At 64.7% G+C, this 25,017-nt stretch carries 28 protein-coding genes; 26 read left to right on the top strand and 2 right to left on the bottom strand.

The features are described 5' to 3' along the window. Positions 1-20: 20 nt before the first annotated feature. Positions 21-749, bottom strand: coding sequence for a flagellar basal-body rod protein FlgF (gene flgF, locus GGD63_RS20545; protein WP_183244994.1), 729 nt, complete (start codon positions 747-749; stop codon positions 21-23). A 3-nt stretch (positions 750-752) separates the two neighbouring features. Continuing rightward, positions 753-1,541, bottom strand: a complete 789-nt coding sequence (locus GGD63_RS20540) for a DUF1217 domain-containing protein (RefSeq protein ID WP_183244993.1) — start codon at positions 1,539-1,541, stop codon at positions 753-755. 143 nt (positions 1,542-1,684) lie between these two features. Here GGD63_RS20540 and motA point away from each other — a divergent pair, with 143 nt between their 5' ends. From motA to flgK, 26 genes are all read left to right on the top strand, one after another. Next, the gene (gene motA / locus GGD63_RS20535) at positions 1,685-2,581 is read left to right on the top strand and encodes a flagellar motor stator protein MotA (protein ID WP_183244992.1); all 897 of its coding nucleotides are present in this window, start codon (positions 1,685-1,687) and stop codon (positions 2,579-2,581) included. Continuing rightward, complete coding sequence (locus GGD63_RS20530) at positions 2,578-3,519, top strand: flagellar motor switch protein FliM (RefSeq protein ID WP_183244991.1); 942 nt, start codon at positions 2,578-2,580, stop codon at positions 3,517-3,519. Before motA ends, GGD63_RS20530 begins: the two co-directional genes overlap by 4 nt. Next, a complete protein-coding gene (locus GGD63_RS20525) occupies positions 3,500-3,814 on the top strand; it encodes a hypothetical protein (RefSeq protein WP_183244990.1) in 315 nt (104 codons plus the stop codon). The genes GGD63_RS20530 and GGD63_RS20525 overlap by 20 nt, the downstream gene beginning before the upstream one ends. A 76-nt stretch (positions 3,815-3,890) precedes the next feature. Then, positions 3,891-4,265, top strand: coding sequence for a flagellar motor switch protein FliN (gene fliN / locus GGD63_RS20520; RefSeq protein ID WP_018641265.1), 375 nt, complete (start codon positions 3,891-3,893; stop codon positions 4,263-4,265). 2 nt (positions 4,266-4,267) lie between these two features. Next, a complete protein-coding gene (locus GGD63_RS20515) occupies positions 4,268-5,308 on the top strand; it encodes a flagellar motor switch protein FliG (RefSeq protein ID WP_183244989.1) in 1,041 nt (346 codons plus the stop codon). A gap of 13 nt (positions 5,309-5,321) precedes the next feature. Continuing rightward, entirely contained in the window at positions 5,322-6,407 is a 1,086-nt protein-coding gene (gene flhB, locus GGD63_RS20510; protein WP_183244988.1) for a flagellar biosynthesis protein FlhB, read from the top strand. A gap of 64 nt (positions 6,408-6,471) precedes the next feature. Then, positions 6,472-6,873 (top strand): flagellar basal body rod protein FlgB, encoded by a 402-nt coding sequence (gene flgB / locus GGD63_RS20505; RefSeq protein WP_183244987.1) that lies wholly within the window; start codon positions 6,472-6,474, stop codon positions 6,871-6,873. Between the two features lie 11 nt (positions 6,874-6,884). Further along, a complete protein-coding gene (gene flgC, locus GGD63_RS20500; protein ID WP_183244986.1) occupies positions 6,885-7,301 on the top strand; it encodes a flagellar basal body rod protein FlgC in 417 nt (138 codons plus the stop codon). A 2-nt stretch (positions 7,302-7,303) separates the two neighbouring features. After that, positions 7,304-7,633 (top strand): flagellar hook-basal body complex protein FliE, encoded by a 330-nt coding sequence (locus GGD63_RS20495; RefSeq protein WP_183244985.1) that lies wholly within the window; start codon positions 7,304-7,306, stop codon positions 7,631-7,633. An 18-nt stretch (positions 7,634-7,651) separates the two neighbouring features. Continuing rightward, positions 7,652-8,440, top strand: coding sequence for a flagellar basal-body rod protein FlgG (gene flgG, locus GGD63_RS20490; RefSeq protein WP_183244984.1), 789 nt, complete (start codon positions 7,652-7,654; stop codon positions 8,438-8,440). A gap of 13 nt (positions 8,441-8,453) precedes the next feature. Beyond that, positions 8,454-8,930: a flagellar basal body P-ring formation chaperone FlgA gene (gene flgA, locus GGD63_RS20485; protein ID WP_183244983.1), complete on the top strand. Its 477-nt coding sequence runs from the start codon at positions 8,454-8,456 to the stop codon at positions 8,928-8,930. Next, a complete protein-coding gene (gene flgI / locus GGD63_RS20480) occupies positions 8,927-10,057 on the top strand; it encodes a flagellar basal body P-ring protein FlgI (protein ID WP_183244982.1) in 1,131 nt (376 codons plus the stop codon). Before flgA ends, flgI begins: the two co-directional genes overlap by 4 nt. Positions 10,058-10,124: 67 nt before the next feature. After that, on the top strand, positions 10,125-10,883 hold the full coding sequence (locus GGD63_RS20475; protein WP_183244981.1) for a MotE family protein: 759 nt from the start codon (positions 10,125-10,127) through the stop codon (positions 10,881-10,883). Then, a complete protein-coding gene (flgH, locus tag GGD63_RS20470; RefSeq protein ID WP_183244980.1) occupies positions 10,884-11,579 on the top strand; it encodes a flagellar basal body L-ring protein FlgH in 696 nt (231 codons plus the stop codon). It begins immediately after the preceding gene. 42 nt (positions 11,580-11,621) lie between these two features. Then, complete coding sequence (locus tag GGD63_RS20465; protein ID WP_183244979.1) at positions 11,622-12,065, top strand: flagellar basal body-associated FliL family protein; 444 nt, start codon at positions 11,622-11,624, stop codon at positions 12,063-12,065. Further along, complete coding sequence (fliP, locus tag GGD63_RS20460) at positions 12,062-12,802, top strand: flagellar type III secretion system pore protein FliP (protein WP_080135275.1); 741 nt, start codon at positions 12,062-12,064, stop codon at positions 12,800-12,802. Before GGD63_RS20465 ends, fliP begins: the two co-directional genes overlap by 4 nt. 263 nt (positions 12,803-13,065) lie before the next feature. Next, positions 13,066-14,001, top strand: coding sequence for a flagellin (locus GGD63_RS20455; protein WP_183244978.1), 936 nt, complete (start codon positions 13,066-13,068; stop codon positions 13,999-14,001). 276 nt (positions 14,002-14,277) lie between these two features. Next, positions 14,278-15,225: a flagellin gene (locus GGD63_RS20450; protein ID WP_183244977.1), complete on the top strand. Its 948-nt coding sequence runs from the start codon at positions 14,278-14,280 to the stop codon at positions 15,223-15,225. A gap of 296 nt (positions 15,226-15,521) precedes the next feature. Then, a complete protein-coding gene (fliF, locus tag GGD63_RS20445) occupies positions 15,522-17,150 on the top strand; it encodes a flagellar basal-body MS-ring/collar protein FliF (protein WP_183244976.1) in 1,629 nt (542 codons plus the stop codon). Then, entirely contained in the window at positions 17,147-17,830 is a 684-nt protein-coding gene (locus GGD63_RS20440; RefSeq protein WP_183244975.1) for a hypothetical protein, read from the top strand. The genes fliF and GGD63_RS20440 overlap by 4 nt, the downstream gene beginning before the upstream one ends. Before the next feature lie 8 nt (positions 17,831-17,838). Continuing rightward, entirely contained in the window at positions 17,839-19,146 is a 1,308-nt protein-coding gene (locus tag GGD63_RS20435; RefSeq protein ID WP_183245009.1) for a MotB family protein, read from the top strand. Continuing rightward, positions 19,143-20,336: a chemotaxis protein gene (locus GGD63_RS20430; RefSeq protein WP_183244974.1), complete on the top strand. Its 1,194-nt coding sequence runs from the start codon at positions 19,143-19,145 to the stop codon at positions 20,334-20,336. The genes GGD63_RS20435 and GGD63_RS20430 overlap by 4 nt, the downstream gene beginning before the upstream one ends. After that, positions 20,333-21,652 (top strand): flagellar hook-length control protein FliK, encoded by a 1,320-nt coding sequence (locus tag GGD63_RS20425; protein ID WP_183244973.1) that lies wholly within the window; start codon positions 20,333-20,335, stop codon positions 21,650-21,652. Before GGD63_RS20430 ends, GGD63_RS20425 begins: the two co-directional genes overlap by 4 nt. Continuing rightward, a complete protein-coding gene (locus tag GGD63_RS20420) occupies positions 21,603-22,184 on the top strand; it encodes a transglycosylase SLT domain-containing protein (protein ID WP_183244972.1) in 582 nt (193 codons plus the stop codon). The genes GGD63_RS20425 and GGD63_RS20420 overlap by 50 nt, the downstream gene beginning before the upstream one ends. A 90-nt stretch (positions 22,185-22,274) precedes the next feature. Continuing rightward, positions 22,275-23,507: a flagellar hook protein FlgE gene (locus GGD63_RS20415; protein ID WP_183244971.1), complete on the top strand. Its 1,233-nt coding sequence runs from the start codon at positions 22,275-22,277 to the stop codon at positions 23,505-23,507. 34 nt (positions 23,508-23,541) lie between these two features. Further along, positions 23,542-25,017 (top strand): flagellar hook-associated protein FlgK, encoded by a 1,476-nt coding sequence (gene flgK, locus GGD63_RS20410; protein WP_183244970.1) that lies wholly within the window; start codon positions 23,542-23,544, stop codon positions 25,015-25,017.

Here is a 25,017-nt window from a genome sequence, read left to right as displayed (position 1 = left end):
GGCGCACTCTACTTGCAAGTCTATTTGCCCGGCTCGCCCAGCGTCCGGATTGCGTTCTGGAGCGAGCTCTCGGTACCCTCGATCATCGAATTGGTGCCGTCGAAGGCGCGCGAGGCGGCCATCAGCTTGGTCAATTCCATCATCGGATTGGCGCCGGACCCCTCGACGTAGCCCTGCTTGAAGCCGTCGCGGGAGAAATCGGCGATCGCGGTCGCCGGCCGGTCGGGCGTGACGCCGGAATTGCCGTAGCGCTCGAGATTGGCGTCAGAGGGAATGTTGAACAGGCCGATGGTGCCGATCTCGTTGTTGTCCTGGGTGATCGCACCGCTGCGCGAGATCGAGACCGGTCCGCCGTTCGGGTCGAGCGTGATCTGCGCGCCGCCGGCATCGATAACGGGGAAGCCGGACACCGTCTGAAGATCGCCGTTGGCGGCGATCTGGAGCCGGCCGTCACGCGTATAGACCGTGCCGTTCGGGCCGGCAAAGGCGAGCCAGCCCTGCCCCACCACGGCGACGTCGAGCGGATTGCCGCTCTCGGTGATGCTGCCGGTTTCGCGCGAAATGATGTTGTCGCCGGGCGAGGAGAACGCGACCGGGTTGGCGCCGGCCTTGGACAGCACGGTCTCGAACTTCACCACGTCGGTGCGGAATGCCGCCGTGTTGACGTTGGCGACGTTGTTGGCGATCGTCTGGAGGCGCTTTTCGAGAGCGACCTGCGCCGACAATCCCACATAGAGGGCAGATTGCATGACTTACCTGTTGAACTTGATGTTCTGAAGCGTCGTGAGCATGTTGGTATCCAGGTTGATCGACGTCGCGGCGCCGGCGATCAGGACCAGCGCGGGGTTGGTCGAGCTGTCGGCCTGGGCCTGGGTCGCATCCCACATCGCCGCGAAACGCTGCACGAATTTGGTGACCTTGGCCGGGTCCTGGAAATCGGTGAGATCGATCTTGTCCGTGATCATCTTGGCCTGGATATCGATGTCGGACGAGCTGATCGTCGACGGCCAGCCCATTGCGGTCTGCACCACCTGCGTCAGCGCCTTGTCGGCGAGGATCTGGTAGGCGTTGGTGATCGTGGAGGCCTTGCGGGTGAAATAGAGCGCCAGCCGCAGGCCTTCGTTCTGGTCGCCGGCCTTCTCCTCCATCGTCTGCGTGACGTATTGGGTCGCCGTGCCGGTCGTGGCTGCGGTGGTCTGGGTCGCCTGGTCGCCGAGCGCGGCGAAATTGAAGGCGGTGGCGAACTGCCGATAACGGGTGTCGGTGAGCTTGTTGGCGAAGGCGTCCTGGTCCGAGACCCCTTCGGTCAGCACCTTGCGCATGAACGCCTTGGCGTAGGTCATGTCGCTGAGCCCGTAGGCCTTCATTGCATAGGTGTAGAGGCGATAGTCCTTCAGGAAGTCGTCGATCGTCTTCACTTTGCCGATGTGGCTGAGAAAATAATCGGTCTCGCGGCTGACGTCCGGCTCCTGCGCGACCTGGGTCATCGACTTGCCCAGGTCCGTGGTCAGTCTGGTGTAGTCCGCGATGGTCGATAGCATGGCACGCGCCCCTCTGGCCGCAATTGCGTCATCGTCCCAAGCTGCCGCGAATTGCTTGCGCGAGGCTGGCGATGCGGGAAGCCAGCTTCGCGCAAGCGTCGCCGACTAGATACTCCCGATGGGATCGGCGATGGAGCGGCGCGTTGGGCAGTTTCGTGGGGATTTTCATCACGGTAGCAGCGCTGCTCGGCGGATTTGCCGCCATGGGCGGGCATCTGGCCGTGCTGATGCAGCCGTGGGAATTCGTCATCATCATCGGCACCGCGGTCGGCACCTTCATCCTGGCCAATCCGTGGAAGACGGTCGTCGACAGCGGGGTCGCCTGCATGCAGGCCATCACCAACGCGGTGCCGGGGCAGCGCTATTACCTCGACCTGCTGGGGGCGCTGCATGCCCTGATGCGTGAGCTGCGGGGCAAGGGCCGCAACGAGGTGGAGGCGCATATCGACGATCCCTCGTCGTCCGAGATCTTCAAGGCGTTCCCCAGCGTGCTCGGCGACCCGTCCCTGCTCCAGTTCATCTGCGACTATGTCCGTCTCATCATCATGGGCAACGCGCGCACGCACGAGATCGAGGCGCTGATGGACGAGGAGATCCACACCATCGTGAAGAGCAAGCTGGCACCCTACCATGCGCTGGTGACGGTGTCCGAGGCGATGCCGGCGCTCGGCATCGTCGCTGCGGTGCTTGGCGTCATCAAGGCGATGGGCGCGCTCGACCAGTCGCCGAAGCTGCTCGGCGGCTTCATCGGCGCGGCCCTGGTCGGCACCTTCGCCGGCATCTTCCTGTCCTACGGCATCATTTCGCCCTTCGCGATCAAGATCAAGATGATGCGCGAGAAGAAGTGCCGGCCCTACATCATCGTCAAGCAGACGCTGCTGGCCTTCATGAACGGCGCCATGCCGCAGATCGCGGTCGAGCACGGCCGCAAGATGATCTCGAGCAACGAACGTCCCTCGATCGACGTCGTCGAGAACGAGACGATCGCGGGACCCAAGGCTGTCCCGACCGACGCTGAACCGAAGGCTGCGCGCGCATGACGATGGAAGACGTCGAGCTCGACCAGCGGAAGCAGCTGCCGAACTACCTGCTGGATGCGGCGGGTATCTCCATCGAGCGCATGCCGATGCTCAATGTGATCTTCGATCGCATGGCGGCATCGTGCACGGACAGCCTGCAGCCGATGGCCGGAACGCCCTGCTACTTCTCCGTCAACGGTATCAGCAACGACCGTGTCGGCGACATCATCAAGGACTACGAGAGCAATGCGGTCGCCGCCGTGCTCTACGCCGAGCAGTGGGACTCCCGCGTCATCATTATGCTCGACCGCGACTTCGTGTTCACCATGGTCGAGGCGATGTTCGGATCCGACGGCGCTGAACCGCCGCTTGACGTCGAGCGCTCGTTCTCGAACATCGAGATCCGCCTGGTTCAGGCGCTGTTCGAGCGCTTCGCCAAGGCGCTGCAATCCGCCTTTGCCGGCACCTCCAACGTCACCTTCCGCGTCGAGCGGGTCGAGACGGCTATGGCGTCGCTGGCCATCGGACGCAGCGGCAACATGTCGATCTGCGCGAACATCATGTTGCAGGCGCTGTTCCGCGGCGGCCAGATGTTCCTCATCATCCCGCACTCCGCGCTCAATCCGCTGCGCCAGAAACTCGCCCATGTCGTCGTCAGCGACGGCCGGGCGTCCGATCCGCGCTGGCGCGAGCAGATGGAGAGCGAGGTCCACCGCACCGAGGTGACGTTGAGCGCGGTGCTCGACGAGAAGATGGTGACCCTCGGCGACGTCGTGAAGTTCCAGGTCGGGCAGGTGCTCGAGCTCGAAGCCACGCCGCGCACGCTGGCCCGTCTCGAAAGCAACAATCAGGTGCTGTTCTGGTGTCAGATCGGCCAGCTTGATGGCTATTACGCCATGCAGGTGGCCGATCCCGTGGATCAGAAACGGGAGTTCGTCGATGATATCCTATCTCGTTGATGCCGTGCTGCTCATTGCGCTCGCCTTCACCAGCATGCGGGTGACCCGGATGCACCGCGAGCTGGCGCGCCTGCGCAGCTACCAGGGCGAGTTCTCGACCATCGTCCACGAGACGGCAGGCGCCTTCGACACGGTCATCACTGCGGCGCATGATTCCACCGCAAATCTCGGGCGGCTCGCCAACGTGCTCAGCGCGAAGATCGACCAGGCCCACGAGGCGATCGCGGCGCTCGATGCCAGGAGCGGGCTCGCATCTGCCACGGCCGCCGGCGGCGCGGACGTGAACAAGCACTGAAGCCCGAACTGGCGGGGCAATGACGACCGGGTCGCCGCGGCGTTCCGGGAATGGAAATACCAAGAGGCGATACCAAATGGCGCAATCCTTCGACTATGAGTCTGCACCTGCATCGGGAGAGGCCGAGACGTCCCCGCTGGAGCGGCTGGCGGAGATCGCCCAGCGTACGGCCGAGGAGACCGGCAAGTTCGCCAATGTCGACGCCATCCTGCGCATTCCCGTGACCATGCAGGTGGTGCTCGGCTCGGCGACCATCCCGGTGGCGAACCTGATGAAGCTCGGCCGTGGCGCGGTGGTTCCGCTCGATCACCGGGTCGGGGAGCCCGTTGACGTTGTCGTCAACGGCCGCATCGTCGCCCGCGGCGAGGTGGTCGTCGTCGAAGAGGACAATTCCCGCTTCGGCGTCTCGCTCACGGAGATCGTCGGGCCGCTGGGGCAGGGTGATACCTGACCATGGCGGCACCGGTCGGCATCGCTCCCGTCAAGCAGCGAGGCGTTACCACGCTGGGCGGCACTGAAAAGGTCGCCGCGCTCCTGCTGGCCATGGGCCGGCAGGCGGCCGCGAGCGTGCTTCAGCAGTTCGAGCCGCAGGAGATCCGCATCGTCACCAAGGCGGCGGCGGAGCTGCGGCCGATCACCGCGCAGGAGCTCGAGGGAATCGTCGAGGAGTTCGCCCAGCAGTTCTCGATGGGCGCGAATATTCTCGGCACCCTCGGCGGTCTGGAAGCCGTGCTCGGCGACGTGCTTCCGGCCGACCAGGTCTCGGCGATCATGACGGACCTGCTCGGAAATTCGAGCCGGTCGGTGTGGGATCGTGTCTCGTCCGTGTCGGAAAATTCGCTGGCGACCTACCTCTCCAAGGAGCATCCGCAGACCGCGGCCCTCATCCTGTCCAAGGTCAAGCCGGCCTGTGCCGCCAAGGTGATGAGCCAGTTGCCGTCCAGCCTGCGCAACGAATTGATGCGGCGTGTGCTCAGCCTCAAGCCGATCGCCGACGACGCGATGAAGGTCCTCGAGAAGACGCTGCACGAAGACCTCACCTTGAACTTCGCCCGCAACCTCGGCGCGGACACCTATGCCCGGGTCGCCGACATCATCAACAAGATGGAGCGCGGCCACATCGAGGACATGCTGAAGAGCCTGTCGGAGAAGCGGCCGAAGTCGGCGGAAGTGCTGAAGGAGCTGCTGTTCACCTTCGACGACGTCATCAACCTGGCGCCGAAGGCGCGCACCATGATCTTCGACCAGGTTCCGACCGACCGCATCGTCGTCGCGCTCAAGGGCACCGACAAGCATTTCCGCGAACTGATCCTGTCCGCGGTCGCATCGCGCGTCCGACGCGTCGTCGAGCACGAGCTTGCGATCGGCGAGCCGTCGAACCAGCGCGACGTGCTCGAGGCGCGCCGCGTGATCACCGACCTCGCACTCGACCTCGCGGAGAAGGGCGAAATCGAGCTCAACCCCGACCAGGAGGATGAGCTGGTCTTCCGCTGACCGCTGAACGGGCATGGCAGAAACATCCGATCAGGAGAGCAAGACAGAAGAGCCGACCGAGAAGAAAGTCCGTGATTCGCTCGAACAGGGCAAAATTCCGGTCTCTCGGGAGGCATCCATCTTCGCCTCGATGGCCGCGCTGATGGTGATCCAGGCTTTCCTGATCGGCCAGGGCGTGCAGCAATTGGTGCCGACGTTGAAGGGCCTGCTCGACGATCCCGAGGGATTCCCCCTCGGCACCGGGGCCGACGCCCAGAACCTCCTCACCGTGGTGGGGCTCCAGGCGTTTCGATTCCTGGTGCCGCTGGTGGTCATCCTGATGGTGTTCGGCCTCGCCGCCTCGCTGCTGCAGAATGCGCCGCGCCTGGTGCTGCAGCGTATCGCGCCGGATCTGTCACGGATATCGCCGATCGGCGGCTGGAGCCGGCTGTTCGGAACGCGGGGCCTCGTCGAGTTCGCCAAGTCGCTGTTCAAGCTCGGCTCGGTGGCCTCCGTCGTCGCCTTCGTGCTGCGCTCGTCCGAAGCGAAGGCGTTCGAGGCGATGTACACCGATCCGGTCGCGCTTCCGGAGATGATCCTCAACATCGCGATGCGGATCGTCTCGGCGATCTGCATCGCGACCATCGTCCTGGTCGCGATCGATCTCGCCTGGGCGCGCTTCCACTGGCGGCGCGAGCTGCGCATGACCAAGCAGGAGATCAAGGACGAGCACAAGCAGGCCGAGGGCGATCCGATGGTCAAGGCGCGCCTGCGCTCGCTGGCGCGCGATCGCTCGCGACAGCGGATGATCGCCTCGGCCGCGCGCGCGACGCTGGTGATCGCGAACCCGACGCACTTTGCGATCGCGCTGCGCTACAAGCGCGAGGAAAACCCGGCGCCGCTCGTGGTGGCCAAGGGCATGGACGTGATCGCCCTGAAGATCCGCGAGGTCGCCGAGCAGAACAGGATCCCGGTGATCGAGAACAAGGCTTTGGCGCGCGCGCTCTACGAGGCCGTTCAGGTCGATCAGGTGATTCCGGCGGAGTTCTTCCGTCCCGTCGCCGAGATCATCTACTTCCTGCAGTCGAAGCAGGCACCGCGCCCCGAGAAGGTTCAGTAGATTTCCGAGGATGGTGCTTCGCGCAACAGCTTGACGAAAGCTTAACGCCCTAGGGTTCTCCCGAATGGACCGGAACGGGGCTGTCGTGGGACCGCTTTATCTCTTCGAACTCGCATCGTCGCAGGCGCGGTACCTCGAACTCCGCCAGTCGACCATCGCGACCAACGTCGCCAACGCCAATACCCCCGGCTTCAGGGCGCGCGATGTCGAGCCGTTCAACAAGGTGCTCGACACGGTGCCGGTCAGGCTTGCGACGACATCGCCGTCGCACCTGCAGCTGTCCGCGGCCGAGACCGACACGCGCGCGACTGCCAAGAAGGATAGCTGGGAAGTGGTTCACTCCGGCAATTCCGTCAGCCTCGAGCAGGAGATGATCAAGGGCAACGACGTCAATCGCGACTATTCGATGAATTCGGCGGTCGTGCGCTCGTTCCACCGCATGCTCCTGTCGAGCGTGAAAACCTGAGGTGAATTGACATGCTGGACGCACTGAGCGCCTCTCTGACGGTTGCGAGCTCCGGGCTCGAGGCGCAGTCGACGCGCATGCGTATCGTCTCGGAGAACCTTGCCAACGCGACGTCGACGGGCCGCACCGCCGGCGCCGATCCCTATCAGCGCAAGACGATCACGTTCGACGCCGCGATGGACCGTGCCTCCGGCGCGCAGCTCGCGAAGATCAAGGAAGTCGGCGTCGACACCACGCCATACCGCGTCGAGTACGAGCCCGGGCATCCCGCGGCCGACAAGGCCGGTTACGTCAAGCTGCCGAACGTCAACATGATGATCGAGATGGCCGACATGCGGGAAGTCAACCGGTCCTATGAAGCCAATCTCCAGGTCGTGAAACAGGTGAGGTCGATGCTGGGCATGACCATCGACCTTCTGAGGAGCTGACAATGCTTGAGGCGATTTCATCCACCGCGATTTCCGCAGGCCAGGCGGCGTCGCGCGCCACCGAGGCGCAGGCGATCTCGCCCGCTGCCACGGCCCAGATCCAGACCGGCGACGATGTCGGCTTCGAGTCGGTGATGAAGCAGGTGACGACGGATGCGATCGGCACGCTGAAGGCGGGCGAAGCAGCGTCGATCTCGGCGATGCAGGGCAAGGAATCGACGCGGAAGGTCGTGGAAGCACTGATGTCGGCCGAGCAGGCCTTGCAGACGGCGGTCGCGGTTCGCGACAAGGTCGTGCAGGCCTACCAGGAAGTCGTCCGGATGTCGATTTGATCTGAGGGAGTGGGTTAAGTGAAATCGCTTGCCATTGCGGCCACGGGCATGAACGCCCAGCAGACCAACATCGAAGTCATCGCGAACAACATCGCCAACATCAATTCGACGTCGTACAAGCGGGCGCGCGCCGAGTTCACCGATCTGTTCTACCAGATGGACCGCATGCAGGGCGTCTCCAACGTCAACGGCTCGTCGCCGATCCCCGAGGGCGCCAATCTCGGCCTCGGCGTCAAGTCGGCGGCGATCCGAAAGCTGCACATCCAGGGCGCGCTGACCCAGACCGGAAACCCTTACGACCTCGCGATTAACGGTCGCGGCTGGTTCCAGGTGCTCGGCCCCAACAACGAGGTGCAATACACCCGCGCGGGCTCGTTCAACGTTAATTCCAACAGTCAGCTCGTCACCACCGACGGCTATCTGCTGGATCCTGCCATCACGATCCCGCAGGGGACGGTCGAGGTCACCGTCAACCAGACCGGACAGGTGTTTGCCAAGCTGGATACGGCGGTAAACCCGCAGCAGATCGGTCAGCTCAACCTCGCCAATTTCGCCAACGAGGCGGGCCTCGAACCGCTGGGCAGCAATCTCTATCGCGAGACCACCGCTTCCGGCACGCCGGTCGTCGGGCTGCCGGGCGATGCCGGCTATGGCAAGATCAACCAGAAATGGCTTGAAGCCTCGAACGTCGACCCGGTCAAGGAAATCACCGAGCTGATCTCGGCGCAGCGCGCCTACGAAATGAATGCCAAGGTCATCCAGGCCTCGGATGAAATGGCCTCGACCGTATCGAAGGGCCTTCGCTAGTTCCGGTGTGTCCATGTTGAACAGGGTGGGCCTGATCGTACGCGGGTTGGCCGCCGTGCTGCTGGTTCTGGTCTCCGCGCGCGTCGCTGTGGCCGAGGAGAAGCGGCTTCCCGTGCCGGCCGTCTCGATCCGAGCCGGCGAGCTGATCCGGGACGACATGATCACGGAGCGCGCCTTCGCGCCGAACCTGCTCGGCGTCGCCATGTTCATCGAAGGACGCCAGGTTCTGGTCGGTCGCATGGCCCGGCGCGCGCTGCTCCCGGGCCAGCCGATCCCGACCAACGCGGTGGAGGATCCCTGGACCGTTGCCCGCGGCGCCATGGTCAAGGTCGTCGTCGAGGACAGCGGCCTGTCGATCGTCACTTACGGCTCGGCGATGCAGTCGGGCGCGGCCGGCGCGCTCATCCCGGTGCGCAACACCGATACCGGCGTGATCATCAGGGGCGTCGTTCAGCCGGACGGCACCGTCAAGGTCGTGGACGGATCATGACCAGGGTCCTGCTTGCGCTCGTCCTTGTCCTTTTCGCCGCCAGCGCCCAGGCCGCCGTCCGCATCAAGGACATCGCGGATATCAAGGGGCTGCGTGAGAATCAGATCGTCGGCTATGGTCTCGTCATCGGCCTGAACGGCACCGGCGACACGCTCCGCAATGCCCCGTTCACGGAACAGTCCCTGCAATCGATGCTCGAGAACATGGGCATCAACGTCAGGAACGAGACCACGAGCACCACCAATCCCACGCGTCCGACCACGCTGCGCACGCGCAACGTCGCGGCGGTGATGGTGACGGCAGACCTGCCGCCCTCGATCGGACCCGGTGAGCGGATGGACGTGACGGTGTCGTCGCTCGGCGATGCGACCTCGCTGCTCGGCGGCACGCTGGTGATGACGTCGCTGCGCGCAGCGGACGGTGCGGTCTATGCGGTGGCACAAGGCGCGGTCACGGTTGCCGGCTACAGTGTCGGAGGCCAGGCCCAGAACGTCAGCCAGGGCACGCCGACCGCCGGGCGCATCCCGAACGGGGCGCTGGTCGAGCGTGAGGTGCAGGGAAGCCTCCACGAAATGGAATTCCTGGTGCTGGAGCTCAAGAATCCCGACTTCGTCACTGCGACGCGCATCCTGGACGCTGTCAACCGCTACGCCGGCGGCCGCTACCGCTCGCAGATCGCTTTCGAGCGCGACTATCGGACTATCGTGCTGTCGAAGCCGCGCTATGTCGGCCCGGTCCGCTTCCTGGCGGAAATCGGCGAACTGACCGTCGAGCCGGACACGCCGGCGCGGGTGGTGATCAACGAGCGCACCGGCACGGTGGTGATCGGACGCGACGTGCGGATATCGACGGTTGCGGTGACGCACGGCAACCTGACGGTCCGCGTCACGGAGATGCCCGTGGTGTCGCAGCCGGCACCGTTCTCGCGGGGACAGACGGTGGTCGTCCCCCAGACCGTGGTCGAGGCCAACGAGGCCGGATCGCAGGTGGCCATTCTGAGCGGCGTCGACCTCCAGCGCCTGGTTCGCGGACTGAACCAGATCGGCCTCAAGCCATCAGGGATCATCGCCATTCTCCAGGCGATCAAGACCGCCGGCGCGCTGCAGGCCGACGTCATCGTCCAATGATGCACAAGCGTCGTGCAAGCTTGGTCGCTCAATGCTCAAGTCTCGACCGAGAATCGTACGCGGCCCGATGCTGAAGCTGGATCACAAAGCCAAACTCCTTCTGGTCGCGGCCGTGGCGCTCGCGGGCGCTTCGCCCGTGCTTGCGCTGGATGAAGCCAAGCCATCGAAGCCGCTCAACCTGCTTTCCTTCGCCCGCGCGCGCGCGCCGGGACCGCAGAAGCCGCATACGCCGATCCCGGGTGACAATGCGTCGATGCGGGCGACGGCGTGGGCGGCCGAAGATAGCGGGCCCGCGATCACGGGCGCAGTGCCGGCTTCGGAGACGCCGGCGCCAGCACCAGCCCCTGCGCCCGCACGTCCGGCCAAGCCCGGCAGCGTTACGGCGCCGCCGAAGCCTGCACCGCCGCAGGCCGCCGTGTCCGCCGACAACGAGGTCGCCCTGTTCTGCAGCAACGTGGCTGATCCCGCCGTCGATGCGAGGCTCGCCTGGCAGATCAAGGAACTGGAGAAGGCCGAGACCCAGCTCCGCGAGCGGATCGCCGAGGTCGAGGCCAAGCGCGCCGAGTACGAGAAGTGGATGGTGCTGCGCGACGACTTCCTGAAGAAGGCCGAAGCGCAGGTCGTCGAGATCTATTCGCGGATGAAGCCGGACGCCGCGGCCACCCAGATCGCCGGCATGTCGGACGAGACCGCTGCAGCCGTGCTTGCCAAGCTCAGCCCGAGGAGCTCGAGCGCAATTTTCAACGAGATGGATACGGCGCGCGCCGCGCACCTTGCCGACGTGCTCGGCGGAATGCGCCGCGTGGATGACGGAAAGACCAAATAGATGAAGAATCTGATCCTCATCCTGTCGCTCTTGATGCTTGCCGGATGCGTCAACGACCCGGCCGAGGTCCTGACTGGTCCGCGATTGTCGCCGGTCGGCAGCGGCCTGAGAACGCAGGCCGATCCGATCCCGGTGACGCCGCGCGTGCGCACGCCGGTCAGCTACCGCTCGACCTGGGACGACGGCGTCGATCTCTACCGCGATCCCCGCGCGCGCCGCACCGGCGATGTCGTGACGGTGATCATCTCGATGCAGGACAAGGCCAAGCTCGACAACAAGACCGATCGCTCGCGCGATTCGCAGATCAAGTTCGGGCTGGACTGGCTGATGGATGTCGCGGGATGGACCGACAAGGGACAAGCCAACGCCAATCTCAGCACCAACACCCAGATCAAGGGCAACGGCCAGATCGACCGCACCGAGGACATCAAGCTGTCCATCGCCGCAATCGTCACCGACGTGTTGCCGAACGGCAATATGATGATCAGCGGCTCGCAGGAATTCCGCGTCAACACCGAGATGCGCGTGCTCAATGTCGGCGGCATCGTGCGGCCGCGCGATATTTCACGGACCAACACGATCTCCTACGACAAGATCGCCGAGGCGCGTGTGTCCTATGGCGGTCGCGGAAACCTGTCTGACGTGCAGCAGCCTGGATGGGGGCATCGGATCTATGACACCGTGGCACCGTTCTGAGGTTCGTGGCGGCATGATCGCGCCGCGAGGGCAGGGGACGTCATGCGCCTGATTGCGGCCATCGTGGCGCTGACTCTGGTTGCGATCGGTGCTGGCGCACTCGCAGGCCTGCACCTGTTTGCGGCCGCCGAGCGCGTCGCCGACTCGAAGAAGAGCGCCACGCCGCCGCCGGTCGCGTCGAGCTACGCCGGCAGCGCCCGGCTTCGAAAATTGTCGCCGATCGTGACCAATCTCGCCGCGCCGGCCAACAACTGGGCCCGCGTCGAAGCCTCCATGGTGACCGAGAGCATGAGCGACGAGGATGCCGGCATCCTGGCCGCCCATATCAGCGAGGACATCGTGACCTATCTGCGGTCGTCCTCGGTGGCGCAATTCGAGGGATCGCGCGGGCTCCAGCATCTGCGCGATGATCTGACCGAGCGCGCCAATATTCGCTCGTCCGGCAAGGTCCGCGAATTGATCATAGAGACGTTGGTGATCCAGTGAGAGTGAAAGTCCTGCTGCTCGCGTTGCTTCTGGCCGTGCTGCCCGAAGTGGCGCTCGCCCAGATCCCGGACCTCAACTCGCTGCTGCCGCCCGGCAATGGCTCGACCAGCGGCCGCATCATCCAGCTGATGGCGCTGATCACGGTGCTGTCGGTGGCGCCGGGGCTGCTCATCATGGTGACGAGCTTCACGCGATTTGCGGTGGCGCTGTCGTTCCTGCGCTCCGGTCTCGGCCTTCAGACCACGCCCGCCAATCTGGTGCTGGTCAGCCTTGCGCTGTTCATGACTTTCTATGTGATGGCGCCGACCTTCGACCGCGCCTGGGAGAGCGGCGTCCAGCCTCTCATGAAGAACGAGATCTCGGAGGAAGAGGCGTATCTGAAGATCACCGATCCGTTCCGCGAATTCATGCTGGCCCATGTCCGCGACAAGGACCTGCAGACCTTCGAGTCGCTCGCCGCCGAAAGCTTCCGCAAGAAGTTCGACGACAAGCGCATCGATCTGCGCGTGATCATTCCGGCCTTCATGATCTCCGAGCTCAGGCGTTCGTTCGAGATCGGATTCCTCATCATGCTGCCGTTCCTCGTCATCGACATGATCGTGGCGACGCTGACCATGTCGATGGGCATGATGATGATGCCGCCGACGATCCTCGCGCTGCCGTTCAAGATGCTGTTCTTCGTGCTGATCGACGGCTGGAACCTGCTGGCCTCCGGACTGGTGCGCTCGTTCTCGTAACGGACCGTCGGCCAGCAGGCGGGTTATGGTTAGCGAGAAGTACCGGCTTATGGTTACCGGAGGGTAATGGTAACCATATGATTTTGCTACGAAATTCAAGTCGGTCTTAATCTCGGCGCAAGATTCGGCGTGCTAGCAATGCGGCACGGCGGGTTGGACGCCACCCACATCAGTCCAAAGGCATGATGCCGCCCCTCCGTACCGGTGAAAGCCCGGTATGTCCCCTCGTGAAAATGTAACGCGTACATAAAGGGACATTCGCAATGTCAAGCCTGCTTACGAACTCGACTGCCATGACCGCGCTCCAGACCCTGCGGTCTGTCAGCTCGCAGCTCGCCACCACGCAGACCCGTATCTCCACCGGCCAGCGCGTGTCGACCGCTTCGGACAACGCTGCCTACTGGTCGATCGCGACGTCGATGCGCTCCGACAACGCCGCGCTCTCCGCGGTCTCCGACTCGCTCGGTCTGTCGGCCGCGACTGTCGACACCGAATACACCGCTCTGAACACGGTCATCGGCGACAAGGACTCCGGTCTGACCAAGCTGCAGGCGCTGCTGGTCGAAGCCAAGACCGCCGGTATTGACCGGACCAAGATCCAGGCTGACATCACCCAGATCCAGCAGCAGATGAAGTCGACGGCGGGCTCGGCGACGATCAACGGCATCAACTGGCTGAGCATCGACACCTCGACCGGATCCACGGCCACGCCGACGAGCTTCAGCCTCGTGTCGTCGTACTCGCGCGTCGGCAGCACGCCCACCATCGGCTCCATCACGGTGACGACCGCCACCTACGCGCTCTACACCACCGGCGGCGCAACCAAGACCGGTATCCTGGATACGGTGGCCGGCTCCACCGGCGCCTCGATCGACACGATCGCCATCGGCTCGCTGACCGACGCGGCGACTGACCAGACCAAGCTCGACGGCTATATCGCGCAGGTCACCGCCGCCATCGGCTCGGTGGCCTCGGCCGCCGCCAATCTCGGTGCCGTCAAGAACCGCATCTCGACCAACACGGAGTTCGTCAAGTCCCTGATGGACTCGGTGGACCGCGGTGTCGGCCAGCTCGTCGACGCTGACATGAACCAGGAATCCACTCGCCTTGCGGCCCTCCAGGTCCAGCAGCAGCTTGGCGTTCAGGCGCTCTCGATCGCCAACAACAGCAGCCAGAGCATCCTGTCGCTGTTCCGCTAAACCCCAACTCATCTGGGGGGGGCCGCGCTTCTCGCGAAGCGCGGCCCTTCTTTTGTCCGGTGTGATGCCGCGTCCACGCCGTGATTCAGGCCGGTTGTTGCAACCGAGTCACAGGGCCACAAGCCTCGCACAAGCTTCGGCGGGTAACCTCACCGCTACGACAGGTTGGGTCTTCACACGCATTTCCGTGGCCCAAAGGCATGACGCCGCCCTGCCGTACCGGTGCAAGCCCGGTATGTCCCCAAACTTAATTCAATCGTCAAAGGGACATCAAAAATGGGTTCTAGCCTTCTCACCAACTCGTCTGCAATGACCGCGCTGCAGACCCTCCGCAACGTCAGCTCGCAGCTCGCGACCACGCAGAACCGGATCTCGACCGGCCAGCGCGTTTCGACTGCCGCGGATAACTCGGCCTATTGGTCGATTGCGACCTCGATGCGCTCCGACAACGCCGCGCTCTCCGCGGTCTCCGACTCGCTCGGTCTGTCGGCCGCGATGGTGGACACCGAATACACCGCTCTGAACACGGTCATCGGTGACAAGGACTCCGGCCTGACCAAGCTCCAGGCCCTGCTGGTCGAAGCCAAGACCGCCGGTATCGACCGGACCAAAATCCAGTCGGAAATCACCCAGATCCAGCAGGATATGAAGCTGAAGGCCAACTCGGCAACGATCAACGGCATCAACTGGCTGAGCATCGACACCTCGACCGGTTCCACGGCCACGCCGACGAGCTTCAACCTCGTGTCGTCGTACTCGCGTGTCGGCGGTACGCCCACCATCGGCTCCATCACGGTGACCACGGCCACCTTCGCGCTCTACACCGTCAACGGCGCAACCAAGACCGGTATCCTGGATACGGTGATCGGCAGCAGCTCGACCGGGTTCGCGTCGGTCGACACGCTCGCCATCGGTGCGCTGACCGACGCGGCGACTGACCAGACCAAGCTCGACGGCTACATCACCCAGGTCACCGCTGCGATCAACACGGTTGCCTCGGCCGCCGCCAATCTCGGTGCCGTCAAGAACCGCATCGCGACCAACACGGAATTCGTCAAGAACCTGATGGACTCCGTGGATCGCGGTATCGGCCAGCTCGTCGACGCCGACATGAATGCGGAATCGACGCGCCTGCAGGCGCTTCAGACCCAGCAGCAGCTCGGCGTTCAGGCGCTCTCGATCGCCAACCAGAACAGCCAGAGCATCCTCTCGCTGTTCCGCTAAGCCGCGGCTTCGAAAACGACCGTGCTCCCTCGGGAGCACGGTCTCCGCCATGACCGGCGGATATGACGGCACAAGATGTGCCTGCAATCGATCCCCTGACGCCAGATTTCGAGCAGCACGCCGCAGCCGCTTGCGCCGTGCTGCAGCCGCCTGTGCACCGATACGCGGCCGCGTCACTCGATTTCTTGTAAATTTACCACGCCTCACCCGCGAACCGACACATTCGTTGTCTCGCGCAACCTTCAGACAAGGTTGGCAGCGGAGTGTCCTCTACGTTCGCATTGGTACGAGGTCATATGCTGTTCAGTCGTGCGCAGATACAGCAACTGCTCAACAATCTGCTGGAGCTTGGACCGCGACGGCTGATGGCCCTGGGGTTGATCGGCTTTGCCGTTCTCGTCACCGTCGTCGGCGGCGCGTACTATCTGAGCCGACCCGAATTCGAGACGCTCTATACCGGCCTCACCCGCGAAGACGTGACGCGCATGGGCGCAGCGCTGCGCGAGCAGAACATCGCCTTCGACGTCAATACCGCCGGTGACGCCGTCTCGGTGCGTCCGAGCCAGACCATGCAGGCGCGCATGCTGCTCGCCGAGAAAGGCCTGCCGACCAGCGCCAATTCCGGTTACGAGCTGTTCGACAAGATCGGCTCGCTCGGCCTGACCTCGTTCATGCAGGAAGTGACGAAGCTGCGCGCGCTCGAGGGCGAGATCGCGCGCACCGTCCAGCTGATGAAGGGCGTGAAGGCCGCGCGCGTGCACATCGTGCTGCCGGTGCGCGGCTCGTTCCGCGCGACCCAGCAGCCGCCTTCGGCATCGGTCGTGCTGCGCACCGACGGCGCGATCGAGGCGCGCACGGCGCAGTCGATCCGTCATCTGGTCGCGGCCGCCATCCCCGGCATGAGCCGCGACAAGGTGACGGTGCTTGATGCCGACGGCTCGATGCTGCTCGCCGAGGAGGACGAGGCAAGCGCCGCGCCGACCAAGATGGCGAGCCTGCAGAAGACGGTCGGCGGGATGGTGCAGGAGAACATCCGCAAGGCGCTGACGCCGTATCTGGGCCTGGACAATTTCGAGGTCAGCGTCGCCCCGCAGCTCTCTACCGACAAGCGGCAGATCAACGAGACCGTCTACGACCCGGAGAGCCGCGCCGAACGTTCGGTGCGGAACGTGCGCGAGAAGGAATCGTCGCAGAACGCGGACCGTTCGCAGCCGACCACGGTGCAACAGAACCTCCCCGATCAGCAGGTGAACGCCGGCGGTGGCAAGAACTCCAGCGAGGACAAGACCCGCCGCGAGGACGTCACCAATTTCGAGGTGTCGTCGAAGACCACGACGACGGTGAGCGACGGCTATCTGGTCAAGAAGCTCTTCATCGCCGTGCTGGTCAACCGCGCGCGTCTGGTCGCCGATCTCGGCGACAAGAGCAACCAGGCCATCGTCGACAGCAAGCTCGCCGAGATCAGCCAGCTCGCGGCGACGGCCGGCGGGCTGGACAAGACGCGCGGCGACCAGATCCAGGTCACAGCCGTCGACTTCATCGAAGGCTCGCGCGAACTCGCGCCGGTGCCGCCGATCAGCTTCGTCGAGATGATCAACAAGCAGCTCGGCAGCGTCATCAACGCGGTGACGATCCTGGCCGTCGCTTCGATGCTGGTCTGGTTCGGACTTCGGCCCGCGGTCAACGGCATTCTGACCCATCGTGCGGCGCAGGAGCAGACCGAGGCGGCTGAGGCTGCCGAGCTCGAAGCCGCCGCGGCCCTTGCATTGACCGAGAGCCAGGATCCCGAACTCAACCTCGTTGAGGATCTCGAAGGCAAGATGCAGCGAACACCGCAGAAGCGGCTCGAGCAGATCGTCCGGCTCGATCAGGGGCAAGCGGCAGCGATCCTTAAAGACTGGATGCGACGCGAGGAGGCGGCATGAACGCGGCAATCGGAAAACTCCTGACGCAGTTCGACGCGAATGGCCGGGTCAAGTCGCCGCCGCCGCCTCCGCCGCCCAAGATCCAGGACGTGTTGACGAGGCCGAAGGAGGCCCGGCGCGAGCCGCAACCGCAGGCTCAGCCGCAGCGTCAGCCGGCGCCTCCAGTGCCCGAAGCGGAAGCTCCGCCCGTCAATCTTCTCGACGATGCCTATCGTCGCGGCCATGCCGCCGGTGTTGCCGAAGGCGATGCCAGGGTTGCCGAGGAGCGCGTCCGCAGCGCGATCCGGCTCGGCGAAGAGCGGGCCAAGTGGTCCGACCAGCAGGCGGCCGCGATCGTCGGCGGCTTCGAGGCGGCTTGCCGCGAGATCGAAACCAACATCGCGAGCTCCGTCGCGCGCATCCTGCTGCCTTTCCTTGCCGATGCGGTCCGCGACAAGGCGGTTGGATCGCTGGTCGAGCAGATTGCGGCGCTGACCGGCAATTCGCCGGTGCCGGTATTCAAGGTCACCGGCCCGAGCGAGCTGCTCGACCTCGTGAGAACCCAGCTCGAGGCTAGCAGGCGCACGGGAGTCGAGTACGAGGTCGCCGAGACTTCTGAGGTCCGCGTCGTCGCCGACCAGACCGTGATCGAGACGCAGATCACAGCCTGGGGCGAACGTCTGAAGGAGGCGCGCCGGTAGCAGCCATGGTGGAAGAGGTCAAGCAGGAGCTCGTGATCGTCCGCCGGCGCAGCGCCTTCGCCGAGGAGGCGCATCACGGCGGCGTATGGAAGATTGCCTATGCGGATTTCATGACCGCGATGATGGCGTTCTTCCTGGTCATGTGGCTGCTCAACGCGCTCAACCAGGACCAGAAGCAGGTGGTTGCGAGCTACTTCAACCCGATCAAGCTCGCCGAGAACGCGCCGGCGCCGAAAGGTCTGAAGGATCTCACCAAGAAGGAGCCGACCACGTTCGACGGCCAGGAGGGCCGGCGTCAGCCGGGTGGGCCGAGCGAGGAACGTCGCGGCGACTCCCCGACGGCCGAGAAGCCGCCGTTCTACGAGGAGAAGGTCCTGTTCCGCGATCCCTATGCGACGCTTGCCGAGATCGCCAACAACGCGAACGAGGCCTCGGGCCAGCGTCGCGCCGGCTCGCTGACCTCGGCGGAAGAGGACGGGCTCAAGGGCGGCGACGCCTATCGAGATCCCTTCGACCCCGGCTATTGGAAGCTGGCGCCGCAGGCCTCGAAGGACGCGGATCGCATCATCGAAAGCGAGCCGAAGCCCAACGCGTCCGCGCGCGACAACGCGTCCGGCGCGGGGCAGGGCGAGCCGCAGGCGCGCCGCGCCAAGACGGATGATGCCGGTGGAAGCATCGCTCCGAACGCGGATGCGTCGTCCGCGAGCCTGTCGCCCCTGCTGCCGCCGGGACCCGCGCCGTCGCAGTCGTCCCGCGACGGCAGCATCCAGGCGAACGCGCAGCCCGGCGCGCAGGCGCGTCCCAACGACGCGAAGAAGGATTCCGAACCGCGCGAAGCTGCGCAAACGCAGCAACCCACCGTCAAGCAGCTGCAGTCCGCGATCGCCGATGCACTGTCGGACATCAAGGCAGGTGCGGGACCGGTGGCCGAGGTGCGTCAGGTCGAGGAAGGCCTGCTGGTCAGCCTGACCGACGATGCGAGCTTCGGCATGTTCGCGGTCGGCTCGGCCGAGCCGCGGCCCGAACTCATCCGGGTGATCGACAAGATCGGGCCGCTGCTGGCGAAGCGCCCCGGCATGATCATCGTCCGCGGCCACACCGACAATCGGCCGTACAAATCGGAGAACTACGACAATTGGCGGCTGTCGACCGCGCGTGCGCAGATGGCCTATTACATGCTGGTCCGCTCCGGCGTCGATGCACTGCGAATCGAGCATGTCGAAGGTTATGCCGACCGGCGGCCGAAACTTCCCAGCGACCCGGCAGCCGCGCAGAATCGTCGGATCGAGATCCTGATCCGGGAGAAGCGTCCGTGATCAGGCTGCTTCTCTGCGCCGCCTTGTTGATGGTGTTGCCGCCGACGGCGGCGCCCGCGCTCGCCGATCCGGCGCCGGTCCCTGCCTCGACGTCAAGCGAACCGTATGAGCTCGTGCGTGCCTTGCAGGCGGTGCAGGACGGCATCGCCAACGGCGACACCGCGGCGCATGGCAGCCACATCGCGCTGATCCGGCAGATCGGCGAGAAGTTTCTCGCCGCCGATGCAAACGTGTGGAGCAATCCGCAGAACGGCCAGGCCGTCGTCATCTACCTGCTCAGCGGCGGCGCGCCGCAACTGGTCCGCAAGCTGCCGCGCGACAAGATCAACGTCGACGGTCGACTATTCGATGGCGCGCTCGCCTATGTCGAGGGTCGTCAGGACGAAGCGCGCGAGCTGCTCAAGGACGTCAAGCCGCGGACGCTTCCGTCGGGCCTGGGCGGACAGGTCGCGCTGGTGCAGGGTGCGCTTTTCGCACGCACCGAGGCATCGCTCGCGATCGAGCGGCTGGACGACGCGCGTCTGCTCCTGCCCGGCACGCTGGTGGAAGAGGCGGCGCTGCGGCGCGAGATCCTGCTGGTCGGGCAGGCTGAGGATTTCGACAAGTTCGAGTTCCTGACGCTGGCCTATATCCGCCATTACCGCAACTCGATCTATGCCGGCGATTTCTGGCAGCGCTTCTCCACAGGCCTGACGCAATCGAGCCTGGCGCTCGACGAGCGCCGCTTTGCGCGGATCGTCGCCCTGCTGGAGCAGATCGACCGCGCCAACCGCGTCAAGCTTCATCTCGTCATTGCGCGCAACGCGATGCTGCGTGGACGGATGGGCGTGACCCGGCTGGCCGGCGAGCGCGCACTGGGGCTCAGCGCCGATGCATCAGTGGAGCGCGAGCGTGCGCATTTCTTCCGCGGCGCCTCGCGGGCGCTCACCGACGAATATGACGGCGGTCTGGCCGAGCTGAAGGCACTCGACCGGTCGAAGCTGCCCGAGCGCGACGTTGCCCTCCTGAATGCAACGTTGCAGCTCGCGCTCGACGTTCGCAAGCCATTCGCGAGCGGACCCGCCGCCACCGCCGACAAGCCTCCGGCTACGCCGGCGCGCCTCGATCTCGCATCATCGACCGCGACGCTCGCGCGTGCGCAGAAGCAGCTCGGCGAACTCGAACTCCTTGCCAAGGATCGCCGCCCATGACCAAACTCAGCGGAACCTCCGGACAGCTCTTCTCGGGTCTCGCCGAGAGCCTCAACATGCGCGGTGCGTCGCGTTCGGCGAAAGCCGCGGGGGCAAAATCGCACGCGGATTCCTCGTTCAACGATCTGCTTCGCACCGTCTCGAACCTGGCGAAGCGGGCCCTCAACGACGAGGCCAGCGACACGACCGTGAAGGCTGGAACGCTGCGCGCGCGCCTGGCGCATCAGGCCGGGAAGGACGAAACGGGGCAGGAACGCACCGAGCTGGCCGACGAGACCAGCTCCAGTCACAAATCGTCCGGCCAGAAGACCGATCACGCGTCGGAGAGGCAAGGTTCGGTCGACGATGCCGCAAAGGCGGATGTTTCGAACCGGTCGAGCATGCCCGCGATCGTCGGACAGGAGCTCGCTGCCGTGACGGCGGTGAGGTCACAGCTGCAATCGCAGGCGGGTGACGGGAAGGATGCGTCCGCGCGCGACGAGCGTTCCTCCACGTCGAAGCGCGAGGTTCAGGCTACGGGCATGGCGAAGATCGCCGCCGCTGATCCTGCGCCGGGCGCTACCGCGCCGATCGGCGCGCGTTCGCAGGCGGCAGTAGCCGCGCAGCAGGACAACGAGGGTCCGTCAAAGGCATTGCCCGCAACGTCGGGCTTCGAGGCCGTCACGGCGAATGTCGAACGCGCCGTCAAAGCCCAGGCCCGGGACGCATTGCCCGAGGCCACCAAGGTCACCGTGGTCCAGCAGGAGACTCATCTGCCCCCGGCGCAGTTCAACGCTCCGCAACAGGTCGCCAATGCCGTGGTCGCCGAGCTGAAGGAATCATCGGCATCAACGGCGTCCGCAGCCCCTGATCTCGCCGCGTCCCAGACCAATGCGCCGGACCAGCCGCTCAAGATCCTGACCGTTAACCTCGAGCCGCCGGCGCTCGGCAACGTCACCGTGCGCCTTCGCCTGGTCGGCTCGGAGGTCTCGATCCACCTCGCGGCCGAACGCAAGGACACGAGCCAGATGCTGGACCAGCAGCGCGACTCGATCCGCGATTTGATGCAGTCGGCCGGTTACGTCGCCGACGTCGCACCCGTCCAGCACGGCTCGCTCGATGGATTCCAGAGCGGCTCCGGCCAGTCGCAGCCGCAGCTCTCGGGCCAGCAACAGTCATCCTCACAGTCGCAAGGCACGTTCGACGGCGCCAGCACGTCGTCGGGACAATCGGACGGCGGTGCGAGGCAGGCCCGGCAGGAGCGCCAGTCCAACCAGGAGACGCGTCATGACCAGGACGTGGCGCCGCAGATTCGTCGCGGCCCTGTTTATCTGTAACGCCGGCGCCGCGGAGGCCGCCGCCGACAGCGCGCGCCCGTGCGAGCGCGAGATGGCGCGTGCGGCCCAGCAGCACGGCATTCCGCTCGGCATTCTCTACGCCGTCGGCCTCACCGAGACCGGACGGCGCGGCGCGCTCTATCCCTATGCGCTGGGCACCGACGGCCAGACCGTGTTCGCCAAGGACATGAACGATGCGATCGCGAATTTCGAGACGATGCGAGCCAAGGGCATCAAGCTGATCGACCTCGGCTGCATGCAGATCAACCACTATTACCACGGCGACAAGTTCACTTCGGTGCGGGCGATGTTCGATCCCGCACGGAATGTCGACTACGCCGCGCGTTTCCTGAAAGAGCTGAAGCAGCGCGAGGGCAGCTGGACCATGGCGGTCGCCCGCTACAATGCGGGCCCCAACAACCAGCCGGCGCAGAAGCGCTATGTCTGTCACATCGTCGCTCATCTCGTCTCCAGCGGCTTCGGGGCCTGGACCGACAAGGCGCGCTCGTTCTGTCAGCCGAAAACGACCTGACAACAGGAAGTTGTGCAAGGTTCCCGACCATCAGCCCCGCGCAAGCAAGAACCCTCATTGTAGCTGCAACCTACCGAAGGAGCCCAATTCATGAGCCTGTATGGTGTTATGCGCACCGGCGTTTCCGGCATGTCTGCGCAGTCCAACAAGCTGTCGACAGTCTCGGACAACATCGCGAACGTCAACACGACCGGTTACAAGCGGGCTTCGACTGAATTCTCCTCGCTGATCCTGAAGAGCGGTTCGGGCAATTACGATTCCGGCGCCGTCGAGACGACGGTTCGCTACGCCATCAGCGACGCGGGACACACGCAGTTCACCACGTCGACCACGGACCTCGCTGTCCAGGGCAACGGCTTCTTCGTGGTCTCGAACGCCAACAACACGCAGCAATATCTGACGCGCGCCGGCTCGTTCGTGCCGGACGCCCAGGGCAATCTGGTCAACGCGGCCGGCTATTACCTTCTGGGTCAGCCCGGTAACGTGAGCAACTTCTCGCAGAACAGCCTGTCCGGCATGCAGATCGTCAACGTTGCCCAGGTTTCGCAGGTGCCCGTGCCGTCGACGGCGGGAACACTGACGACCGGCAATCTGGATCCGAAAGCGGCCGTGATCGCCGGTCCGCCCGGCCCGGCGTCATATTCGTCGAAGAGCTCGATCGTGGCCTACAACAATATCGGCCAGGCCGTTACGATCGACGTCTACATGTCTCACACGGCGACGGCCGCCGGCTCTGACACCTGGCAGGTTCAGGCTTACAACTCCGCGACAGGTGCATCGCTCGCCGCCGCCACGACTTTCACCTTCGATACGACCGCCGTCGGCAAAGGCGCGCTGGCCGGGACGAGCCCGACCGGTATGACCTTTACCGTTCCCGGCGGTGCGGCAATGACCTTGAACATGTCGAACATGACGCAGACCGGAACCGACTTCAGCTTCAAGGCGAACGTCAATGGCAGCGCTCCCTCGTCCATCGACAAGGTCGATGTCGACACCGCCGGCCATGTGACGGCGATCCTCAAGAACGGGCAGCAGATGACGCTCTACACCATCATGCTCGCCGACGTCCCGAGCCCCGACAATCTGACGCCGGAGCCCGGCAACGTCTATTCGACCAATATGAATTCCGGCAATGCGCAGGCCGGGAATGCCGGCACCGGCGGTCTCGGCACGATCCAGTCGGGCGCCCTGGAAGACTCCAACGTCGACCTTGCGGACGAGCTCACCGGAATGATCGAGGCCCAGCGCGGCTTCACTGCGAACTCAAAATCGTTCCAGACCGGCGCTGATCTGCTCGACGTCGTCGTCAACCTGAAGCGCTGAATTCTTCAGCGCGCATTCCGGGCAAGAGCAAATCATGTCCCTTACCGCCGCTCTCGACTCCGCCCGCGCCTCGCTCATGGCGTCGGGCATCCAGTCCTCGACGATCTCGCGCAACATCGCCGGTGCCAGCGCCGCCGGCTATTCGCGCAAGATCGCGGTGCTGGACAATCTTCCCGGAGCCGGCGTCTATGTGGCGGCGATCCAGCGCGCCGCCAGCTCGGGTCTCTACAACAACGTCTTGATCGCGACCTCGTCGTCGGCCAAGCAGGGTGCGATCTATGACGGCCTTCAGAAGATCGCATCTGCCACGGTCGACGATACGGAGCTCGACCAGTCGCCGACGGCGCAGCTCAATGCGCTGAAGAAGGCACTGCAGCAATATGCCAACGCGCCGGACAACACCACGCTGGCGCAAGCGGCGGTCACGTCCGCCAAGGACATGGCGACCGCGCTCAATCAGGCGACCAAGACCGTGCAATCGGTTCGCGAGGGGGCGGATGCCGACATGGCGACCTCGGTCGCCAACATCAACCAGCTCCTGGCCCAGTTCGACAAGGTCAACAATGCGATCGTAAAGGGGACGATTGCCGGTGACGACGTCACCGACTATCTCGACCAGCGCGACAGCATCGTCTCGAAGTTGTCGGAGGAGGTCGGCGTCTCGATGTCGATCCGGACCAACGGCGATGCCGCGCTCTACACCGACAGCGGCGTCGTGCTGTTCGACAAGACGGCGCGAACGGTCAGCTTCACGGCGACTAACATCTATTCACCCGGCACCACGGGCAATGCGGTCTATATCGACGGCGTCCCGGTGACCGGCGCCAACTCGGTGATGCCGCTGAAGTCGGGCAAGCTCGCGGGGCTCGCCCAGCTGCGTGACAAAGACACCGTCACCTATCAGAGCCAGCTCGACGAAATCGCGCGCGGTCTGATCAACACCTTCAGGGAGAGCGATCAGACCGCCGCGGCGCTGCCCGACGTTCCCGGTCTCTTCACCTATCCCGGCGCGCCGGCGCTGCCGGCGAGCGCCACCGTCTCGGTCGGTCTTGCCGGCCTGATCAGTGTCGCGGCATCAGTCGATCCGGCGCTGGGCGGCAATGTCAATCTGCTGCGCGACGGCGCGATCAGCGGCAACCCTGCATACAAATATAACACCGCTGGCAACGGCGGCTACTCGGCCCGGCTGCAGCAGCTCATCGGCGGCATGGATGCGGCGCAGCCGTTCGATGCAACCACGCAAGGCAAGCCGAGCGGCAGCTTGATCGACTACGCGTCGTCGTCGACGAGCTGGATCGAAAACCAGCGCAAGACCGCGGACTCCAACGTCACCTACCAGAAAACGCTGCTCGACCGCAGCACCGCGGCGCTGTCCAACGTCAGCGGCGTCAACATGGACGACGAGATGTCCTTGATGCTTCAGGTCGAGCGCACCTATTCGGCCTCGTCGAAGATCATTTCGACCGTCGACGAAATGTTGCAGAGCCTGCTGGCTGCCGTGGGGAATTAA

This window comes from Bradyrhizobium sp. cir1 (genome assembly GCF_014198245.1).
Lineage (GTDB): Bacteria > Pseudomonadota > Alphaproteobacteria > Rhizobiales > Xanthobacteraceae > Bradyrhizobium.
Note: the sequence above shows the minus strand (reverse complement) of the source record. Positions and strands in the feature narration are given on the sequence as shown.

Excerpts from the sequence above, each read along its gene's own strand:
- flgF (WP_183244994.1), bottom strand. The coding sequence starts at position 749 with ATGCAATCTGCCCTCTATGTGGGATTGTCGGCGCAGGTCGCTCTCGAA.
- GGD63_RS20540 (WP_183244993.1), bottom strand. The coding sequence starts at position 1,541 with ATGCTATCGACCATCGCGGACTACACCAGACTGACCACGGACCTGGGC.
- GGD63_RS20530 (WP_183244991.1), top strand. The coding sequence starts at position 2,578 with ATGACGATGGAAGACGTCGAGCTCGACCAGCGGAAGCAGCTGCCGAAC.
- GGD63_RS20525 (WP_183244990.1), top strand. The coding sequence starts at position 3,500 with ATGATATCCTATCTCGTTGATGCCGTGCTGCTCATTGCGCTCGCCTTC.
- fliN (WP_018641265.1), top strand. The coding sequence starts at position 3,891 with ATGGCGCAATCCTTCGACTATGAGTCTGCACCTGCATCGGGAGAGGCC.
- GGD63_RS20515 (WP_183244989.1), top strand. The coding sequence starts at position 4,268 with ATGGCGGCACCGGTCGGCATCGCTCCCGTCAAGCAGCGAGGCGTTACC.
- flhB (WP_183244988.1), top strand. The coding sequence starts at position 5,322 with ATGGCAGAAACATCCGATCAGGAGAGCAAGACAGAAGAGCCGACCGAG.
- flgB (WP_183244987.1), top strand. The coding sequence starts at position 6,472 with ATGGACCGGAACGGGGCTGTCGTGGGACCGCTTTATCTCTTCGAACTC.
- flgC (WP_183244986.1), top strand. The coding sequence starts at position 6,885 with ATGCTGGACGCACTGAGCGCCTCTCTGACGGTTGCGAGCTCCGGGCTC.
- GGD63_RS20495 (WP_183244985.1), top strand. The coding sequence starts at position 7,304 with ATGCTTGAGGCGATTTCATCCACCGCGATTTCCGCAGGCCAGGCGGCG.
- flgA (WP_183244983.1), top strand. The coding sequence starts at position 8,454 with ATGTTGAACAGGGTGGGCCTGATCGTACGCGGGTTGGCCGCCGTGCTG.
- flgI (WP_183244982.1), top strand. The coding sequence starts at position 8,927 with ATGACCAGGGTCCTGCTTGCGCTCGTCCTTGTCCTTTTCGCCGCCAGC.
- GGD63_RS20475 (WP_183244981.1), top strand. The coding sequence starts at position 10,125 with ATGCTGAAGCTGGATCACAAAGCCAAACTCCTTCTGGTCGCGGCCGTG.
- flgH (WP_183244980.1), top strand. The coding sequence starts at position 10,884 with ATGAAGAATCTGATCCTCATCCTGTCGCTCTTGATGCTTGCCGGATGC.
- GGD63_RS20465 (WP_183244979.1), top strand. The coding sequence starts at position 11,622 with ATGCGCCTGATTGCGGCCATCGTGGCGCTGACTCTGGTTGCGATCGGT.
- GGD63_RS20455 (WP_183244978.1), top strand. The coding sequence starts at position 13,066 with ATGTCAAGCCTGCTTACGAACTCGACTGCCATGACCGCGCTCCAGACC.
- GGD63_RS20450 (WP_183244977.1), top strand. The coding sequence starts at position 14,278 with ATGGGTTCTAGCCTTCTCACCAACTCGTCTGCAATGACCGCGCTGCAG.
- fliF (WP_183244976.1), top strand. The coding sequence starts at position 15,522 with ATGCTGTTCAGTCGTGCGCAGATACAGCAACTGCTCAACAATCTGCTG.
- GGD63_RS20440 (WP_183244975.1), top strand. The coding sequence starts at position 17,147 with ATGAACGCGGCAATCGGAAAACTCCTGACGCAGTTCGACGCGAATGGC.
- GGD63_RS20425 (WP_183244973.1), top strand. The coding sequence starts at position 20,333 with ATGACCAAACTCAGCGGAACCTCCGGACAGCTCTTCTCGGGTCTCGCC.
- GGD63_RS20420 (WP_183244972.1), top strand. The coding sequence starts at position 21,603 with ATGACCAGGACGTGGCGCCGCAGATTCGTCGCGGCCCTGTTTATCTGT.
- GGD63_RS20415 (WP_183244971.1), top strand. The coding sequence starts at position 22,275 with ATGAGCCTGTATGGTGTTATGCGCACCGGCGTTTCCGGCATGTCTGCG.
- flgK (WP_183244970.1), top strand. The coding sequence starts at position 23,542 with ATGTCCCTTACCGCCGCTCTCGACTCCGCCCGCGCCTCGCTCATGGCG.